The sequence below is a fragment of the Paenibacillus sp. NPDC056579 genome, assembly GCF_042793215.1.
Lineage (GTDB): Bacteria > Bacillota > Bacilli > Paenibacillales > NBRC-103111 > Paenibacillus_S.
The window spans coordinates 864503-876253 of record NZ_JBHTVD010000002.1; the positions used below are offsets into that span (position 1 = coordinate 864503).

An 11751-nucleotide genomic window follows, 5' to 3' on the forward strand; every position below is an offset into this window, starting at 1 on the left:
AAACTTTCCGGTTATTTCTCATGAACAAACACGACTACTTTGATACGGAGAACTATACAGGGAATCATTTACACGTTGACAACTGGAAATTGCCTGAAGGCAAATAAACAGTAAATGTCGTACCTTCATCAGGCTCACTCATGACGCGGATGAACCCGCCGTGGGCTCTGACAAAATGATGAGCGATCGATAATCCGAGCCCCGTTCCGCCAGTATGCCGCGAACGGGCCTTTTCCACGCGATAAAAACGATCGAATAGGTGAGCCAGCTCTTCGTCTGGAATACCGATACCGGTGTCTATCACTGAGACACATGAATAGACTGCATTTCGATCCAGGACCTTGTCTTCAATTACAACTGAAATCATTCCGCCTTCCGGCGTGTAGCGGATTGCATTAGTCAACAAATTGATGAACACCTGCGTGATCCGTCTCGCGTCGGCCATCACCGTCACCGGCCTCGTGTTCGAATAAAAGCGCATTTCCAATCCGTTCTCCTCAGCCTCCATTTTCACATCATCAACGACTTGTTCAAGTCTTGCCGACAGATCGAGCGGTTTGCAATCCAATGCCAACCGGCCCGCCTCAACCAATGACAAGACATGAAGATCTTCCACAAGCAGGCCTAAGCGGATCACTTCGTCATGAAGTCTGAGCAGCATTTCCGGAGGGACGTATCGATAGGTCTGTTGAGCATTTTCTAATTTTAGCTGCATGATAGACAGCGGGGTTCGAAGCTCATGAGCGACATCAGCTACCAACCGCCTACGGGCGTCCTCTGCTTCCCGGAGGCGAAGCGTCATATCATTGAAAGTTTGAGCGACTTTCCCATACTCATCTTTCGAGTTTACAGGTACTTTGACGTTCAGGTCGCCTTGCGACACGCGCTCTATTGCGGATATAAGCTTTTTGAGCGGGAGGGTCAGCACCCCCGATATCCAAAAACTGAAGATCAACCCGATTGCAACAAAAAACGACAAGCGCACGCCGTTCGTGACTTGAAGCAGTTCATCCAGCCGCGTTTTGTCAAGGAAATAAGATTTAAAGATTTCTATTTGTTCTTCGGGCGTAGCGCTCAAATAGTTGGCATCGATTTGTTCCCTTTGAAATTGATCGATCAAGCCGGCTGTGTACATTTGCGTTGTAAGGGAGAAAGTGATGCTGACAATGAACACGAGCAGTCCCATACAGGCAAATATTTTCATGCGGACCGTAATCTTCATGAGCGTTCACCGAATCGGTAACCGAAACCGTATACTGTTTGAATATATCGAGGATTGGCCGGATCGTCTCCCAGCTTGCGGCGAAGATTCCGGATATGGGAATCCATCGTCCTTTCGTATCCCATGTACTCATCCTCCAAAGCAGCCTTTAACAATTGCAAACGGCTGAAGACGATGCCGGGACGAGCCGCCAGCGTGAACAGAATTTTGAATTCGGTCGGTGTCAATGGGATTTCCTGATTGTCTTTGAAAACCTGACATTTGGACTCTGAAATGATTAAGTTATCTCTTTCCAAGAACGTCGAACTGTCTTCGGGTCCGCGCAAGCGGCGAAGCAACGCTCGGATACGTGAAGCGAGTTCGCGCAAGCTGAACGGTTTCGTCAAATAATCATCCGCGCCAATTTCCAGACCGACTATTTTATCCGATTCATCCGATCGGGCCGTGACCATAATAATGCCACAATGCGAGGTTTGCCTTAGCTCGTGGCATACGTCAATACCGCTTTTTTCGGGGAGCATCCAATCAAGCACGACGAGATCAGGCCTCTCAGACCGGGCAATCATGAGCGCTTCCTTGCCAGTACAGGCGGTCAATACCCGGAACCCTTCACGCTGCAAATAGGTCTGCATCTCCTCCAGCATACCCAGTTCGTCCTCCACAAGCAACAATTTCGGTTCCATTCCCATCACATCTTTCCATTTTATTCATTTTATTCCGGCGACGGTGAAGTCATTGAAGGATTGGCATCTGTAGATGAATCGGTCATTACGGGCGAATCGGCGCCCGTTATTAAAGTCTGCTCCCATTGTGAGATTATATCGCTTATCGAAAATTATACTGTGATTTAACAGGTTCTTGAAGAAATCCACACAAAAAGAGGAAGAACTGCATAAGTTCTCGACATTTGTTGTGTAAACTGGCAGTGAAAGGAGAGAAATCATCGTGAAAATAAAACTCATTTCATTCATAATCCTTTGTACATTTCTACTTGTGCCGACGATTGCCTTTGCTGAAGGGACTGGTGTTGGTTATGGTAGTATCACCCCTGGGTGGCTCTTGATTTTCGCGGCTGGGTTGATTGGGCTATGCGCTGCGGTTGTTGCTGGGATTGCTCTTGCCCGTCCAACCGATCGTTTTGCCACTGGTCAATGGCCTGTTCTGTCCATCGTGTTGGGTCTGTTTTGTGTGCTTCTCTCCATGTTTCATCTAGCCGTTACGCTTGCTGGTTTTGGTGCTGGCAACCGGCGTGCTGGAGCGATCATAGCGATCGTGATTGGGCTGATCGGCTTGATGCTCGCTGGAAAGGCTTGGTTCCGCTCTCTTCGTGACAAATAATTCGACTATTTTTCTGTTTCTCTTAAGAAAGTGTAGTTAGTTTGTAAACTGATCGTGAAAGGAAGGGTAGGAATGAAAAAAAAACTCGTTTCATTTGTAATCCTTTGTACATTTTTACTTGTGCCGACGATTGCCTCAGCTGACTCGGCTGAACAAGTCTACGGTTTTACTCCCGCACGAATCAAGATCCTCGTGACCGTGGTGATGGGGTTGGGTAGTGTGGGCATCGCTTGGTTGTCTTTGGCCCGTGCCTCTGATCGTTCTGGCAAAGGTAATTGGCGAATTGCGACCCTCGTGGCCATCGCGTTGGCATTGATTGCCTTTTTTATCGCTGGGCCGCATTTTGCTTACACTACCGGCGATATTGGTTCTGGTAACGGGCGAGGTGGTGCCGCCTTTGCCGTCATACTATCGATCATAACGATCGTCCTCTCTGGAATGGCTTGGTTCGCCTCACGATATCGCACTAGCTGAAACGAAATACAAGCCATTTCATAAACCAAATATTGCGAATGAACAGAGTGACGAGGCAATGTTCGGTGGTAAGCGTGGCGAAACTTGTTTCTGAGCGATGCGAGTTTTTCACATAAAATGTACGAGTTTCGCTATGGCGCTAAAGCGCCAGGTCTCACTATGGTGCACCGTCCACCGAACAGCGACCCAAAACGGACGATGCAAGTATAACTTAACATTTTTGAAATAGCTCTTCTAGTGAATTGAGAGTCAAATTCTAAAGGGGATTTCACCATAGCATCTAGCAAATGTCTATGAATTCGTGCAAATTCAGTTAAAGATTGCTCACGAAATTTTGTTTATCAAGCAAAAAAATTAGAAAGATGATATAGATTCAGTTTGTAAAAACAATAAAGAGGAGGAATGAGCATATGAAAATGAAACTAGTTTCATTCGGAATACTCTGTGCGCTTCTACTTGTACCAACGATTGCCTTTGCTGAAAATAAAGTTGGGTATGTAATCACGACCGGGCGAATCTGGTCCACGGTAGACGCGTTTGTGGGGCTGATGAACGCAATCTTTGCTGGGCTGTCTCTATCCCGTTCCATCCGTCGTATTGGCAATGGTGGGCGAAACGGGGCCATCATATCCATAGTGGTGGCGCTGGTCGTCATTGTCTATGCTTTAATTCATATGACCATGTTCCCTGGTGATTTCGGCACTGGCGACGGAAGAGCTGCGGCTGTCATCGCCATCGTGACAGGGATCATTAGCATAGTCCTTGCCGGTATCACTCTGATCCGCTCCCGCCGTGCTAGCTGAACTAAAGGTTTGAATAACTTGATCTGAATTTATCCTTAGGTAAAAGGTTATCTGGTTAATCCAAACCCAGATAACCTTTTTTGATAAAAAATAAAAAACGCTTAACATACCACTCATATTTCGCGCGATCAACGAAGTGCCACTGAGCATATTTAACCAGCCGTTTTAAATTTATTTCTTAGAAGGCCCACACAACGTATTGAATGAATAACAGATTTCAACATCGATTTTTCACTACTCTCCCATCACTTTAAAGAAATCCACGTAAACAGAGGTAAATCTGCATAAGTTCTCGACATTTGTTGTATAAAGTTAAAGCTGATATAGATTCAGTTTGTAAAAACAATAAAGAGGAGGAATGAGCATATGAAAATGAAACTAGTTTCATCCGACATACTTTGTACAATTATACTGATACCAATGATTGCTTCTGCTGAAATGGTGGCGGTGGTGATGAAATGACCATCGAACAACTCAAGGCCATCGTAGTCGTGGTAATAGGGCTGATCAGCGTGGGCATCAGTGGGCTGGCTCTGACCCGTTCCATCGGTCTTTTTGGCAACGGCAACGGACGAAACTGGTCAATCGTAGCCATCGTGATAGCTGTGTTCAGCATCTATGTCGGCGGGCGGCATCTTTTCGACGCCACTGGTTTTTTCGGCACTGGCTACGGGCAAGCTGGGTCCATCGTATCCATAGTGTTGGGGCTAATTGGCGTGGTTCTCGCTTGTCTGACTCTAGTCCGCTCTCGCCGCGCCGGCTGACCCGACCATCGTGCCCTGTGTTCTTGTTCCTGCTCTTCCTGGTGACCGCCAATGACAATGGCTTGATCGCTTCGTTGACTGAGCTGTTAAAGTACTTAAAGGAGCAATAATTGATTAAGCTAACGGGTACGTTATTTCAATGCCATTCAGGAGCAGTTTGCCGCCGCGGCAGCTGCTCTTTCTTTCTAGGACAGGATAACGGGGTCCATCCATATCATGGTATTATGGAGTTATGAAGAGAAAGGAAGGGTAACGATGATAATGACGCAAAAAGAAATGCTGTTCATTGTGCAATCACAACTTGCTATTGACCTGAATTGCTCAATCGATGACCTTAACGGTGTAAAGGATAGCATTATTTTTGTTGAAGCTAGAAAAAATCCCTGGATGCAGACCATTTCCGAGAAAGGCACGTTATTTCGAAATCCTGTCTATGGGAAAATCAATTGTAGTATCGGCTACACCCGAACGGTTGTTAATTGCCAAAACACAAATGTTAGGGCAAAAACAGGGATACCGTATTCTCCTTACCATTTATCAGAGGCCTTTACTTGCATTTTCTGCCTGATGTAAAAAGAATAAAGTCAACGTCACCACCGAATTTTTTTTCATTTGAGCTGATTAAGCGAGAAGAAGTGGTCAGTTTATTTGATGCTACTAGATTCAATGAAGCTATTATATATGATACGAATCTTCCCTGGCAGACGGATCTAGCTGTGCTTGCAAAGCAAGATGGGGAAATTGTTGGTGTGGCAGGAGCAAGCAAAACCTGTGCAAAACTTTGGCAGATTGGCATAGAGGTATTACCCAAATAATGTAATTTGGGATTGGCTAGTTATCTTGTAAACAGATTAACTTTTGAAATATTGGAACGTGGAGAAATACCGAGTTATGATGTAATCGCCAGTAACATTGCTTCACAGAGAGTAGCTCATCGATTAGGGTATTTTCCCGCATGGGTGTCTGATTGGCGATGCAATTTTGAAGGACTTGAATAGTAATTGTATCCAAGAAACTTCAATTAACTGGGAATGTTATGCAAGACGCTGGCTGACGGAATTTATGATTGTCAGTTGTGATAGAGGAGGCAATTTTAATTGAATGCAATAGAGCTAATATTAATAAGACTTATTTTCATATTGTGTTTCCTTTTTTCTGTTCTTCTCATTGTTATTTTTCCGGTACTTAATGAGCGTAATAAAGTATTCTCCTTAATAAGTTTCAGTGCGGGGTTAATAAGTTTAACTGTTTTAATTTATAACTATATTCAATTCACCTTATTAAGGCAATTATGACTATTGAGCTGAAACAAAAAGATTAGCAGCATTCTTAAGATGTTTTTTAAACAAACGGGTTCAATTGTGAGGAGCAGTTATGAAAGACAGGTGGAAGTATATAGATGAAGTTTTAACGGAAAGTATTTTATTCTTTATATTCTTATCATGATTTGTATGAAGTTAGGCTTGAAGGAAGTAATGAATAACAATCTTCCTGCTGCGGTTATGGTTTTGATTCGATGGGACTAATTTGCTTCTGGACATTGATCTACATTGCTTATAAGAATGGAGAATCAGATGCTAAGAAAGCAATCGATCCCGAGGACTCAAAATCTAAAAAATGAATTAAGCTAACGGGTACGATAGTTCAATCCGAGCAGGGAGCAGACCGCCGCGTTCTGCTCCCTGTTTCACTAAAGTAACTGGCAGGATAATTAGAACGGTTGTTCTTAAAAACATTGACTAGTGAACCAAAATATGCCAAATTTATTACAGTAATAACAATATCCTGATATGGAGTGATGAATGGTGAGTGATTTTAAAACAGTGAATAGTCCGCTGTTAAATCAAGTAAAAGCGATCTTTATTCATGTATCAGATATGCCTAAGGCGGTTGAGTGGTATAGCCGCTTGCTCGGTCTAGACAAGCATTACGAAGGCTCTCCTGAGGAGCGTACCGTATATGGCATTAAAATGGAAAATGGTATTACCTTGCTGCTAGACAGTATGCGCCGAGACCGGCCAAGCCCGAGTAACAATGCTTTATTTTATTTTAATGCCCCTGATATGAAGGAAGCCTACGACTATATACGCGCTCTTGGCATTCAGCCTTTCGATGACGATGATAACATTATTACAGAGAATGATGTATTGAAGGATCCGTTTCATTTTAGAATTAGAGATCCCTTCGATAATGTAATCATCATTCATAAAGGGAATAATTAGTGTTTTATATAAGAATTTGTTCCGCTAACGGGTACGATAGCTTCATCTCAAAATGCAACATTCGGTTATAGAGGAATTTATTTTTTAGAGATTGACTCAATGTGAGGAGGGCAAGAATGGATTGGGTGTTTATCGGAAGTACTGCAGATGACTCATTTTTGCTAAATGGGATAGATATCTTTAAGAAAAAATGGGAGGATACGGGTAGGAAGGCTACCGTGATAGACCCGATATACAAAGTAAAAAAATACTTTACCGTTTGGTCAGTTCAAAGCGAAACCGACGAAGTAATTACCTTTGCAGCGGGAGAGTTTTCAAACTGCGTTTGGGGGATTTACACTAAAGACTAGCTTAAATTAACGAGTACGATCGGGTGGGGCTGTCGCTAGGACAGCTCCTTATTAAGGACCATTGAAATAACGGGGAGGATGGTTCAGCATTTGATCTATATGTGATAGCCGAAGAACTCCGTAATATGAATAAGTAAGTTAAAGCTTGTGAACATTACGTAACGGGTACGATATCGCCGCCGTGTAGGACTGAAACAGATCTAGCAAAGTTAATTTACACGGTGTTTGCCAATAACTGCCGATTTGCTCGGCATCGGTATTACCGAAATTATGAGAGGTTGCACGAAAAAGTGCAACCTCTTTTCCGCGTGCACCGCCTACAATACGATTATACCCAATCAGGAGAGGATGAACCCGAGATGACATTATCCCATGCGGATCTGCTAAAGCTGAAGCGCTGGAATACGCCAACGATTTACAACGGCTGGGAGGCGATTACGAAACACGACATTACCCAGGGCTTCAATATGGAGGAAACCCGAGACTATATGCCGCACATGGGGCCGATGGTCGGTTACGCAGTTACGGTGCAATTCGAACCTAGCAATCCGGCTCACCTCAACAATAATCCGAATGCATGGAGTGAATACCGCAAGTATGTGGCAAGCGTCCCGGGGCCCAAGATCATCGTGGTGCAAGATCTGGACAAACCGCGTGTGATCGGCGCATTTTGGGGCGAAGTGAACAGCAACATCCACCGCTCCTTAGGCTGTGTAGGTACCATAACGGACGGGGCCATCCGCGACACCGATGAAATGAACAATGCAGGCTTCAAAGCCATTGCCCGGAGAACGTGCGTCGGTCATGCTTACAGCACGCCGGTTCGCTGGGGGATCGAGGTCGAAGTATTTGGCTGCAAAGTACAGCCTGGCCAATTGATTCATGCGGACAAACATGGTTTCATGGTTATTCCGAAGGAAGATGAAGTCCGATTATTGGAAGCGTCCGTTTATATGGACGGCAATGAGTGCAGCACGATTATTCCGGCGGCACGCAGCACGGCGGGCAAGACAGTGGAGGAGCTGCTGGCAGGGATCGATGAAGCAGGCAAACAATTCGGCACGAATGTGAAGAGCCGATTCGGCACATCAGGGGAATGGTAGGAGGAGTGAATCATCATGATTCTGGGCGACTTGAGCAAATGGGAACAAGAGCAATGGGCCTACGCGCCCATCTTGCGCAAAGCAATAGATTACTTGTGCGATAACGATTTGGACAATACGGACATCGGAACTTATAGCCTTCTTGGGGATGACATGTACGCTATGGTTCAACAAGCCGATACCGTAGTCCCGCAGGAACGAAAATCGGAGCATCATGCTCAATATATTGACGTTCAGTCGGTCGTGACAGGGGAAGAAATTCATGTTATTGCCAGACATTCCGAGCGTAACGTTCCGGTTGACGATCAACTGGCCGATAAGGACTATGCCTTGTTTGATACGGTTGATAACGAATTCGAATTATTGCTAAAACCGGGCATGTTCGTTATTTATTTCCCAGACGATCTGCACCGGCCGGCTTGCAGCCGCACAGGCGGTACGGTAACCAAACGTGTTGTCATTAAAATCAATAAAGATCTTTTGCATACCACTGATTAATCCAAACTAAGATGACAGCAATTTTCAACCATCCGATGCTTTTACTGCATAGGTGTTCTCGTACGATGGGATATCCGGTACTCTTTGGGGGATATTCCCTTGGTTTTATGGAAAATCCGAGCAAAGCTGGAGTACGAGCCGAACCCGGATTCCTCGGCAATGTCCGTGATCTGCATCTCCGTAGCATGCAGCAATGAACAGGCATGGCGGACACGAAGCTCGTGAAGCAGGTCTATGAAATGAATGCCATATTGGCGCGTAACCATTTCGCTAAGCGATGACGGATGAATACCGAATCGATCGGATAAATCGGTAAGTGTAAGCGACTCCAGGTAATGCTCATGAATATAGCCGATGATAGGCCAAATGGAACGAATCTTAGATGCTGGAATCCGGGATTGTGCAGGGGGCGCCATATTTTGAACGGCCTGAAGGCTGTTTCTAGCAAATTGGGTCAGCACCCGCTGCAAATTCATTTTTAACATGACGGTTGAAAATGGCATCGGATTCTCGTATTCATTCCACATCGAGTTGAAGCTTTGCCGCATTTCATCAAACAGGCAGTCCTGCATATGAATGAACGTATTTCTAGTTTCAGCAGCGTTGCCTAACAGGATATCATGCAAGTGGGAATCCATTTTTCCCAGCTCAAAGATGACATCCAGAGGAAAGTTGCAAATATATAATTCGAGCGGATTATTCGGATCGGAGACGATATCATGTACCTGAAATGGGAGCAGCAGTACCATGATGCCGGGCAGCATGTTATGTGTTACGCCATTAATGGTTTCTGTGCCCCGACCGTTAAGCACCAAGGTCAGCTCTACGAAATCGTGACGATGAGAAGGTGTTTTCCATTGCAGCTTTCGTTTCATAAAAAAAGGGAAGCTGGAGTCCATATTAGGGTATTCGAATAAATAGTCCGGATACATGCCGCAGTGCCTCCTATTACAGATATTGCTATTATACCAACCGATTGTGGGAGTTGACTATGAAAATCGTCGTTTTGGACGGCTATACGTTAAACCCTGGTGATTTGAGCTGGGATGAATTGATTAAGCTCGGTGATGTGACCGTATTTGATCGTTCCCCTCACGATAAAATATTGGAACGCTCTCAAGGAGCGCAGGTGCTGTTGACCAACAAAACGCCATTGAGTGCAACTACACTGCAGCAATTGCCGGACTTACAATACATCGGTGTTCTTGCTACTGGCTATGATGTACTTGATGTGAATGCTGCCGCATCCCAACATATAGTGGTTGCTAATATCCCGTACTATGGAACCGATTCTGTCGCACAATTTGTTTTTGCCTTACTATTCGAGCTCTGCCATCAGGTCGGATTGCATGCCAATTCTGTACAACAGGGGGCATGGACGGCAAGTCCGGATTGGTGTTATTGGAAAACCCCGCTAGTTGAATTGTCTGGTAAAACGATGGGGATTATAGGTTCGGGACGGATAGGAATGCAGGCGGCACGAATCGCTAATACGCTAGGGATGAAGGTGATTGCTTTAAATAGAAGAGGGGAAACGGACCGAGAGGTTCCTTTCAACGGTTTCCAATGGGTTTCCAAGGATGCCCTGTTCCGGAATTCAGATGTCATTAGTCTGCACTGTCCGCTGACGAAGGAGACAGAAGGTATCATAAACAAATCTCATCTGGAACTGATGAAATCTAATGCTTTTCTCATTAATACTGCACGAGGAAAACTGGTGATCGAAAGTGATCTTGCTCACTCACTGAATGAGCGGACTATTGCAGGAGCCGCGCTTGATGTGCTGTCATCGGAGCCTCCTGCTCCAAATAATCCATTGCTTCATGCGCCCAATTGCATCATTACGCCGCATATCGCCTGGGCAACAAGGGAAGCCCGTGGCAGACTGCTGCAAACCGCTGTAGATAACGTACCATCGTTTCTGGAGGGAAACCCTCAGAACATTGTGCGAATCCGGAACAACCATTAATCTTACAATTGAAAGGATACAGGTGAGCTTATTATGTTGACTTTGGACAAATTCAAAGGAATTATCCCGGCGTTGATTACGCCCTATGATGGAGAGGGGAAGATCAGCGAATCAGCCACCCGCAAGATTGTTCGTCATTTGATTGATAAGCAGGTGGACGGATTTTATTTAAGCGGAAGCACGGGGGAAGGGTTTCTGCAATCCGTTGGCGAACGTCAATCGTTTCTCGAAATCGTTGTAGACGAGGTTCGAGGAGTCGTGCCTGTTATCGCGCATGTCGGAGCGATGGACACGGCCACCTGCGTAGAGCTTACGAAGCATGCTGCACTTGCCGGCGCTGATGCGGTATCGTCGGTTGCGCCGTTTTATTATAAGCATGGTCAGGAGCAAGTGCGCGGGCATTATCTCGATATTGCGACGGCTGCCGACATTCCGCTCATTATTTACCATTTTCCTGCGATGACGGGGGTTCAATCTACCGTCCGGTTTTATGAGGAGCTCTCTAAGGTAGACAATATTATTGGAGTCAAGTTTACGTCCAAGGACACGTTCGAGCTTCAGCAGTTGATCGAAGCGTGCGGTCCGGACTTCCGCGTATTCAACGGACCGGATGAGTGCTTGCTTGCGGGGTTGGCGTTTGGCTGCTGCGGAGCCATCGGGAGTACTTACAACATCATGCCGGAGTTATTCGTCGAGCTGTACCGTGCGTTCCAGACCGGGGATTTGGCAGCTGCCCGCAAGCTGCAAGCCAAAGCGAACCGCGTGATCGCTGAGCTGCTGAAATACGATTTCATCGCATTCGAAAGGGAAATTTTACATTTGCAAGGAATTGAAGTGGGATCGCCGAGAAAACCGATTCAACAATTGTCGAGTGAAGAGCGGCTGCAAATTCGCCATTTTGCTCAACAAGTAGATTTTCTGAGTACCAATACCGTCGTCTGAAAGAGATTGTCCTTATCAAGCACACCCTAGGTGTGCTATTTTACTATATAGGAAAAAGTGAAGAAC

Annotated in this window: 16 protein-coding genes and 1 pseudogene; 14 read left to right on the forward strand and 3 right to left on the reverse strand. The window is 45.4% G+C overall.

The genetic code is table 11. From position 1 onward, the window contains the following. Nucleotides 1–64: 64 nt before the first annotated feature. Together ACFQ88_RS11345 and ACFQ88_RS11350 are read right to left on the reverse strand one after the other, a co-directional pair. A complete protein-coding gene (locus ACFQ88_RS11345) occupies nucleotides 65–1222 on the reverse strand; it encodes a sensor histidine kinase (protein ID WP_379454173.1) in 1158 nt (385 codons plus the stop codon). After that, nucleotides 1219–1905, reverse strand: a complete 687-nt coding sequence (locus ACFQ88_RS11350) for a response regulator transcription factor (protein WP_379454174.1) — start codon at nucleotides 1903–1905, stop codon at nucleotides 1219–1221. Before ACFQ88_RS11350 ends, ACFQ88_RS11345 begins: the two co-directional genes overlap by 4 nt. 36 nt (nucleotides 1906–1941) lie before the next feature. On the opposite strand from ACFQ88_RS11350, the pseudogene ACFQ88_RS39820 reads away from it, so the two are divergent. The 12 genes and pseudogenes from ACFQ88_RS39820 to ACFQ88_RS11405 all read left to right on the forward strand — a co-directional run. Then, nucleotides 1942–2019, forward strand: a pseudogene (locus tag ACFQ88_RS39820) (P-type ATPase actuator domain-containing protein); the annotation flags it as partial. A 148-nt stretch (nucleotides 2020–2167) separates the two neighbouring features. Beyond that, on the forward strand, nucleotides 2168–2560 hold the full coding sequence (locus ACFQ88_RS11355) for a DUF6223 family protein (RefSeq protein ID WP_379454175.1): 393 nt from the start codon (nucleotides 2168–2170) through the stop codon (nucleotides 2558–2560). A gap of 72 nt (nucleotides 2561–2632) precedes the next feature. Continuing rightward, a complete protein-coding gene (locus ACFQ88_RS11360; RefSeq protein ID WP_379454176.1) occupies nucleotides 2633–3034 on the forward strand; it encodes a DUF6223 family protein in 402 nt (133 codons plus the stop codon). 410 nt (nucleotides 3035–3444) lie between these two features. After that, nucleotides 3445–3837, forward strand: coding sequence for a DUF6223 family protein (locus ACFQ88_RS11365; RefSeq protein ID WP_379454177.1), 393 nt, complete (start codon nucleotides 3445–3447; stop codon nucleotides 3835–3837). Between the two features lie 458 nt (nucleotides 3838–4295). Next, a complete protein-coding gene (locus ACFQ88_RS11370; protein WP_379454178.1) occupies nucleotides 4296–4601 on the forward strand; it encodes a DUF6223 family protein in 306 nt (101 codons plus the stop codon). 255 nt (nucleotides 4602–4856) lie between these two features. Beyond that, nucleotides 4857–5174, forward strand: coding sequence for a hypothetical protein (locus tag ACFQ88_RS11375; RefSeq protein ID WP_379454179.1), 318 nt, complete (start codon nucleotides 4857–4859; stop codon nucleotides 5172–5174). Next, nucleotides 5153–5416: a hypothetical protein gene (locus ACFQ88_RS11380; RefSeq protein WP_379454180.1), complete on the forward strand. Its 264-nt coding sequence runs from the start codon at nucleotides 5153–5155 to the stop codon at nucleotides 5414–5416. The genes ACFQ88_RS11375 and ACFQ88_RS11380 overlap by 22 nt, the downstream gene beginning before the upstream one ends. A gap of 51 nt (nucleotides 5417–5467) precedes the next feature. Beyond that, nucleotides 5468–5599, forward strand: coding sequence for a hypothetical protein (locus ACFQ88_RS11385; protein ID WP_379454372.1), 132 nt, complete (start codon nucleotides 5468–5470; stop codon nucleotides 5597–5599). 807 nt (nucleotides 5600–6406) lie between these two features. Next, nucleotides 6407–6823 carry a VOC family protein gene (locus ACFQ88_RS11390; RefSeq protein WP_379454181.1) on the forward strand — a complete coding sequence of 139 codons (417 nt, stop codon included), beginning with the start codon at nucleotides 6407–6409 and terminating at the stop codon, nucleotides 6821–6823. A gap of 116 nt (nucleotides 6824–6939) precedes the next feature. After that, nucleotides 6940–7173, forward strand: coding sequence for a hypothetical protein (locus ACFQ88_RS11395; protein WP_239633664.1), 234 nt, complete (start codon nucleotides 6940–6942; stop codon nucleotides 7171–7173). Nucleotides 7174–7532: 359 nt separating this feature from the next. Further along, nucleotides 7533–8276 carry an RraA family protein gene (locus ACFQ88_RS11400; protein WP_379454182.1) on the forward strand — a complete coding sequence of 248 codons (744 nt, stop codon included), beginning with the start codon at nucleotides 7533–7535 and terminating at the stop codon, nucleotides 8274–8276. Nucleotides 8277–8291: 15 nt separating this feature from the next. Continuing rightward, the gene (locus ACFQ88_RS11405; protein ID WP_379454183.1) at nucleotides 8292–8774 is read left to right on the forward strand and encodes a NanQ anomerase/TabA/YiaL family protein; all 483 of its coding nucleotides are present in this window, start codon (nucleotides 8292–8294) and stop codon (nucleotides 8772–8774) included. Nucleotides 8775–8815: 41 nt separating this feature from the next. Here ACFQ88_RS11405 and ACFQ88_RS11410 read toward each other — a convergent pair whose 3' ends face one another. Next, nucleotides 8816–9706, reverse strand: coding sequence for an AraC family transcriptional regulator (locus ACFQ88_RS11410; RefSeq protein WP_379454184.1), 891 nt, complete (start codon nucleotides 9704–9706; stop codon nucleotides 8816–8818). Nucleotides 9707–9765: 59 nt separating this feature from the next. Between ACFQ88_RS11410 and ACFQ88_RS11415 the strand changes: the two genes are divergently transcribed. Further along, complete coding sequence (locus ACFQ88_RS11415; RefSeq protein ID WP_379454185.1) at nucleotides 9766–10743, forward strand: D-2-hydroxyacid dehydrogenase; 978 nt, start codon at nucleotides 9766–9768, stop codon at nucleotides 10741–10743. A 33-nt stretch (nucleotides 10744–10776) separates the two neighbouring features. Continuing rightward, nucleotides 10777–11685, forward strand: a complete 909-nt coding sequence (locus ACFQ88_RS11420) for an N-acetylneuraminate lyase (protein ID WP_379454186.1) — start codon at nucleotides 10777–10779, stop codon at nucleotides 11683–11685. The last annotated feature ends 66 nt before the right edge of the window (nucleotides 11686–11751 follow it).

Coding starts and splice junctions, on each gene's coding strand:
- ACFQ88_RS11345 (WP_379454173.1), bottom strand. CDS start 1,222: ATGAAGATTACGGTCCGCATGAAAATATTTGCCTGTATGGGACTGCTC.
- ACFQ88_RS11350 (WP_379454174.1), bottom strand. CDS start 1,905: ATGGAACCGAAATTGTTGCTTGTGGAGGACGAACTGGGTATGCTGGAG.
- ACFQ88_RS11360 (WP_379454176.1), top strand. CDS start 2,633: ATGAAAAAAAAACTCGTTTCATTTGTAATCCTTTGTACATTTTTACTT.
- ACFQ88_RS11365 (WP_379454177.1), top strand. CDS start 3,445: ATGAAAATGAAACTAGTTTCATTCGGAATACTCTGTGCGCTTCTACTT.
- ACFQ88_RS11370 (WP_379454178.1), top strand. CDS start 4,296: ATGACCATCGAACAACTCAAGGCCATCGTAGTCGTGGTAATAGGGCTG.
- ACFQ88_RS11375 (WP_379454179.1), top strand. CDS start 4,857: ATGATAATGACGCAAAAAGAAATGCTGTTCATTGTGCAATCACAACTT.
- ACFQ88_RS11395 (WP_239633664.1), top strand. CDS start 6,940: ATGGATTGGGTGTTTATCGGAAGTACTGCAGATGACTCATTTTTGCTA.
- ACFQ88_RS11400 (WP_379454182.1), top strand. CDS start 7,533: ATGACATTATCCCATGCGGATCTGCTAAAGCTGAAGCGCTGGAATACG.
- ACFQ88_RS11405 (WP_379454183.1), top strand. CDS start 8,292: ATGATTCTGGGCGACTTGAGCAAATGGGAACAAGAGCAATGGGCCTAC.
- ACFQ88_RS11410 (WP_379454184.1), bottom strand. CDS start 9,706: ATGTATCCGGACTATTTATTCGAATACCCTAATATGGACTCCAGCTTC.
- ACFQ88_RS11415 (WP_379454185.1), top strand. CDS start 9,766: ATGAAAATCGTCGTTTTGGACGGCTATACGTTAAACCCTGGTGATTTG.
- ACFQ88_RS11420 (WP_379454186.1), top strand. CDS start 10,777: ATGTTGACTTTGGACAAATTCAAAGGAATTATCCCGGCGTTGATTACG.